We start from the raw sequence: 5440 nt of genomic DNA, 5'->3' as shown, positions 1-5440 counted from the left end.
TGGTGGGGACGGGACGTTGTGAGAGACCAACCGTCCTACCAGGGGCTTCTTGACGTCCGGCACCGCCCACGCCGCCCGCGATCATGCTGTGATCAGCCCACACCGAACTGCCGCTGAAAAAGGCTCATTGATCTCAATGGCCGTGAGTGCTCGCACGGAACCTCGGTGAACCGGCCGTCCCTGGCGTAGGGACCGCCCAATCGGTTCGTTCACGGGAGCGGACACAGCGTTCGACGAGGTCGTTGCGGGCTTGCGGCGAAACCGGTCGCACGGTTCGCCGGGTGCGGGGCCGGTCACGGTCAAGCGGGTTCTTGACCGTGCGGCGATCGTTGCTTTGGCGGAGACTGGGCAGGTAGCCGGGCGAGAAGCGGGGTGCGCGGGATCCTGTCGCTGGACTGTCACCGCCCCTGATCATGGTGTGGCTCCGGTATTGGGCGAGTGGAATGTCGGGTGCATCTGGCGATGTCTTTGGCGAATTCGGGGCGCTCCCTGAAGGCGCGGCCCCGGCCTCTCCGCCGTTTGCACGGCCGGGTTCGTCGGTCTCTTCTCTTACGTCCATGCAAGTGGGCTGCGGACGAGGCACGTCCCGCCACCAGAACGCGGTCGCTCGCCGCGCCGGACGGGAAGGGCCTCGGGTGTACCCGAGCCCCATGGCGTCGGTACCCAAAGACGTGAGGGAGGCGTGACATGACTCAGCAGCGCGCGGTGAGGTGGTTCGACGACCTGTCGGCGCGGGACGTCGGGATGGTCGGCGGTAAGAACGCCTCCCTTGGCGAGATGATCGGGACGTTGTCGGCGCAGGGCATCCGGGTGCCGGGAGGGTTCGCCACCACCGCCGACGCGTACTGGGAGTTTCTGGACGCCAACGACATGCGGGGCCGTGTCCGCAAACAACTGGCGGCTCTTCGGCAGGGAGCTGAACTGTCAGAGGTGGCCCGGACGATCCGCGCCATGTTCGCCGACGCCGAGTTCCCGCCGCACATCGCCCGCGCCATCGCCGACGCCTACGCGGATCTCGCGACCGGCCTGGGCCGGGCGGACCCGGATGTGGCGGTGCGCAGCAGCGCCACGGCCGAGGATCTGCCGGAGGCCAGTTTCGCCGGGCAGCAGGAGACCTTCCTCAATATCACCGGCCGGGAGCGGCTGCTGGAGGCGTGCAAGCGCTGCTACGCGTCCTTGTTCACCGACCGGGCGATCAGCTACCGGGAGAACAACGGCTTCGACCACCTGAAGGTGGCTCTGTCGGTCGGGGTGCAGCAGATGGTCCGCTCCGACCGGGCCGGTGCGGGGGTGATGTTCTCCATCGACACCGACAGCGGATTCCCGAAGGTCGTGCTCATCAACGCGTCGTGGGGCCTGGGCGAGTCCGTCGTGGCGGGGAAGGTCGATCCGGACGAGTACATGGTCTTCAAACCGCTGCTCGACCAAGCCGCCAACCCGGTGATCTCCAAGACCGCGGGAGGCAAGCAATCCAAGATCGTCTACGGGACCGCCGCGGAGGAGCCCACGCGGACGCTGGAGACCAGCGACGACGAGCGAGTCGGCCTCGTCCTGCGGGACGAGGAGATCGTGCAGCTCGCCCGATGGGCGACGATCATCGAGGACCACTACGGCTGCCCGATGGACATCGAGTGGGCCAAGGACGGCGAGACGGGCGAGATGTACATCGTCCAGGCCCGCCCCGAGACCGTCCAGGCCCGCAAGCAGGCGTCCACACTGCGCTCCTACCGGCTACGCGAGCGCGGGGAACGCCTGGTGGACGGCCTGGCCATCGGTGACGCCATCGCCACCGGCAAGGTCTGCAACCTGCGCAGCACGGCCGAGATCGACCGGTTCACCGACGGCGCCGTGCTCGTCACCGGCGCGACCGACCCGGACTGGGAGCCGATCATGAAGCGCGCGGCGGCCATCGTCACCGACCATGGCGGCCGCACGTCCCATGCGGCGATCGTGAGCCGGGAACTGGGCGTGGCCGCCATCGTGGGCACCGGCGACGCCACGAGCGTGCTGACCGACGGGCAGGAGATCACGGTCTCCTGCGCCGAGGGCGAGCAGGCCCACGTCTACCGGGGTGTTCTCGACTACGACGAGCGCGAGCTCGATCTCTCGGAGATCCCCGCCACCGCGACCGGGGTGATGCTCAATCTCGCCAACCCGGCGGCGGCCTTCCGGTGGTGGAGGCTGCCGGCCGCCGGTGTCGGCCTGGCCCGGATGGAGTTCGTGATCAACAATCACATCAAGATCCACCCGATGGCCCTGATCCGTCCCGACGAGGTCGAGGACGCCGACGCCCGACGGCGTATCGCCGAGCTCACCCGGGGCCACGAGGACGGGACCGAGTTCTTCGTCCAGCGGCTGGCCTACGGGATCGGCCGTATCGCCGCGGCCTGGTGGCCCCGGCCGGTCATCGTGCGGATGAGCGACTTCAAAACGAACGAGTACGCCCGGCTCATCGGCGGGGCGGCATTCGAACCGGCGGAGGAGAACCCGATGATCGGCTGGCGCGGCGCCAGCCGCTACTACAGCGAGGACTACCGGGCCGGATTCGGCCTGGAATGCCGCGCCATCCGCCGCGTCCGGGACGAGATGGGTCTGACCAACACCATCGTGATGATCCCGTTCTGCCGCACCCTGGCCGAGGCCGACCACGTCCTGGCCACGCTCGACGACCACGGCCTGCGCCGGGGCGACAACGGACTCGAGATCTACGTCATGGTGGAGATACCCTCCAACGTCCTGCTCGCCGCCGAGTTCGCTCAGCGGTTCGACGGGTTCTCCATCGGCAGCAACGACCTCACCCAACTCACCCTCGGTGTCGACCGCGACTCCGAACGGCTGGCGCCGCTGTTCGACGAGCGCGACCCCGCGGTCACGCGCAGCATCGAGACCGTGATCGGCGTAGCGCGAGACACAGGCCGCAAGGTCGGGTTGTGCGGGCAACGCCCCAGCGACGATCCGGAGTTCGCACGGCTGCTGGTGCGCGCGGGCATCGACACCATCTCGGTGGCACCAGACAGTTTCCTCGTGGTGAAGGACAATGTCGCGGCGGCCGAGCGGGAAGCAGATCACCCCTAGCGCTATACCGCCCCGTGACGCTGCGGCAAGAGCACCGAACGGCCGGTTGCCGGGGCGGAATCGCGGGCGATCTCAACGCGGAAGCTCGCCTCGCCCGTGGATGTGCCGATGACGAATCACACCAGATCGAAAGCGTCGGTGCTGGAATCCACCAGTCTCCCGCCACGGTCGAAGACGATCGCGCCGGCCTCCGCCAGGGTCGCGCGTGAGGCGCGGTAATGATGGGCGCACAAGTGGATGTCGACCGGGGCTGGGCGCTCCTCGGAGACCGGCATCATCGTCACGACGACCGGCTTGGCCAGGCAGCAGCAGGCCTGGCGCGCCAGCGCGGGAGCCTTGGGCGCCCTTACCTCATCGGCGGGTGGCGTACTGCGTGAGAGGTTGCGCGCTTTGGCTGACCTGGTGAGGTGTGGAAAGTCGGTGTTCACGATGCCTCCTACTGATCATCGAGCGCAAGGAAGGCCCTGCGCCCAGGGTGATGGCGCTGTTCGGGGGCTGAGTCCCGTGCCGACCATTCCGCCTTCGAGCGGTGCTGCCGCTCCGGTCGGTGGCATGTCTCGTCGCCATTACCGGGTTGCCGTGGCGTGTCATTCGGTGACGGTGATCCGCTTGGCCTCGCGCTTGGCGGGACCAGGTGAAGGAGCCGTAGTCGAGCTCCGACCGGTACGCAGCGCACCGCCGGACTCGCGACGCTCCAGCGCGGACATGTGTGCCTCCTGGTAATGGGTTCCGATTCCATGGTTTCTCCGACGCCGTCCCGTCCCCATGGCCGTCGGTCACGTCGAGACGGGACCAAAGTCCATCGCGAGTGTGCAGAGGGGGGCGGGGCGTCTGGTGCGGGCCCAGGTGGACCCGTGGCAGCGGATGCCCCTGGCCGCCCGTCTGTCCGCCTCGTCCGACCTGCTGCGTCCCAGCTCCCCGTGCCGAGCGCTCAGCGCAGCGGAAAGGCTCACCGCCCGGACTCTCCGCACGCTCGTCCTTCATCGCAAAGCCCGCCAGGAGCTGCATCCAGAAGGCCGCCGACAGGTAGTGCTCTTCGCCGGTGCGGCGCCAGGCGGCCCCGCCGGCCAGGGCCGGAAGACAGCCGACGGCCGAGCGTTGATCAAGCTGTGCACGCTCTGGCGTTCGCCTGGTTCCCGATGAGCTGTGGAAGTTGTATGAGCTGGGAGGACCCCCCGCGCCGACCCTTCCGCAGGGCGGTGGGCGCCGCCGCGCGGGCGGCAGTGCCGCAACCGGCCCGCCAACAACCAAAGCTTCGCGTGGCCGTCTGCGATCCCGCTCCGGACGTGACGGACCCCGCTCTCGTCCGGGGACGGGAGCGGGGTCCGATGATGGGGGGATCCGGGGGTCTGGGGGTGTCTGGGGGGTGTTCGGGTGGGGGTCGCCCTGGCGGGCCGGTTATCCGAGGGGCTTGGGGGTGCCCTTGGTGCCGGCGCCGTGGCCCCAGGACAGGACTTGGTACTTGACGCCCTTGAGGTGGCCGGCGGAGGTGCCGGTGTCGTACTTGCTGGTGGGCTTCTTGCCGTCGACCAGGTGGCGGAAGGTGTAGGTGTCCAGGTCGAGCATGACGCCGCGGTGGGAGGGTTCGCCGGGTCCGCGGTCGCCGACGAAGCCGGTGACGCTGCGGCCCTGGTAGGTGACCTTGACCTTGGTGTTCATGGGCCAGCTGGGGCTGGCGAACATGCCCTTTTGCATGGGCTTTCCGCTGGCGGGGGCGCCGGTGTCGCCGTTGACGCCCGAGCCGTCGTCCCAGAAGTAGGACGCGGTGGTGCTGCCCGACAGGACGGCGCGGGTCTTGGCCGCGGTCTTCTTGCCGGCCTTGCCGGTCTTGCCGGTGGTGTGGCCGGTGGTGTGGTGCCCGGTCGTCTGCTGGGAGGTGGCGGTGTGCGCCATCGGCTTGTCCGCCGGGGCGCCGTGGGCGCTCTCGACCGCCACGCCCGCGACCAGCATGCCCGCAAGGGCGGTACCGGTCAGGGCGGTCAGGGCGGTGTCGATGGCTCGCTGCTGCATGTTCATCCTTCGCTCGGTGGTCCCTGCGCCGGTCACGCCCGGGGGCGTGGGGTCACGCCCGGGGGCGTGGGGTCACGCCCGGGGGCGTGGGGTCACGCCCGGTTCGGGCATGGCGGGTCCGGCGCACGGCACGTGGACGTGATCGCGCGGGGGATGGAAAAGAAGAGCGGGGGGAGCACCGCTGGGCGGGTGCGGGGGGGGAAGGGGGCCGCTGTGCGGCCCCGGCTCACCGGTACTGCGGGTAGCCGTAGCCGGCGACGGTGGAGGTGTCGCGGACCTTCTGCTTCACCGCGTTGCCGGTGTTGCCCTCGATGGTGGAGATGGTGCCGTCGTGGTTGTCCTTGACGACGATGCC

3 protein-coding genes and 1 pseudogene are annotated in these 5440 nt (G+C 69.3%); 2 read left to right on the top strand and 2 right to left on the bottom strand.

Annotation, left to right across the window (positions count from 1 at the left end):
* Window positions 1-687 precede the first annotated feature (687 nt).
* Window positions 688-3075: a phosphoenolpyruvate synthase gene (gene ppsA, locus J4557_RS48805; protein WP_208274764.1), complete on the top strand. Its 2388-nt coding sequence runs from the start codon at window positions 688-690 to the stop codon at window positions 3073-3075.
* A gap of 116 nt (window positions 3076-3191) precedes the next feature.
* On the opposite strand, the gene J4557_RS48800 is transcribed toward ppsA, so the two are convergent.
* Window positions 3192-3503, bottom strand: a complete 312-nt coding sequence (locus J4557_RS48800; RefSeq protein ID WP_208274762.1) for a hypothetical protein — start codon at window positions 3501-3503, stop codon at window positions 3192-3194.
* A gap of 701 nt (window positions 3504-4204) precedes the next feature.
* Here J4557_RS48800 and J4557_RS48795 point away from each other — a divergent pair.
* Window positions 4205-4294, top strand: a pseudogene (locus J4557_RS48795) (IS5/IS1182 family transposase); the annotation flags it as partial.
* 179 nt (window positions 4295-4473) lie between these two features.
* Here the strand turns inward: J4557_RS48795 and J4557_RS48790 are convergent.
* Window positions 4474-5085: an RlpA-like double-psi beta-barrel domain-containing protein gene (locus tag J4557_RS48790; RefSeq protein ID WP_208274760.1), complete on the bottom strand. Its 612-nt coding sequence runs from the start codon at window positions 5083-5085 to the stop codon at window positions 4474-4476.
* Window positions 5086-5440: the final 355 nt, after the last annotated feature.

This window comes from Actinomadura nitritigenes (assembly GCF_017573545.1).
GTDB classification, from domain to species: Bacteria; Actinomycetota; Actinomycetes; order Streptosporangiales; family Streptosporangiaceae; genus Spirillospora; species Spirillospora nitritigenes.
The sequence above is the reverse complement of the archived record's forward strand: the minus strand, read 5'-3'. Positions and strand labels throughout refer to the sequence as shown.

Coding starts and splice junctions, on each gene's coding strand:
- ppsA (WP_208274764.1), top strand. CDS start 688: ATGACTCAGCAGCGCGCGGTGAGGTGGTTCGACGACCTGTCGGCGCGG.
- J4557_RS48790 (WP_208274760.1), bottom strand. CDS start 5,085: ATGCAGCAGCGAGCCATCGACACCGCCCTGACCGCCCTGACCGGTACC.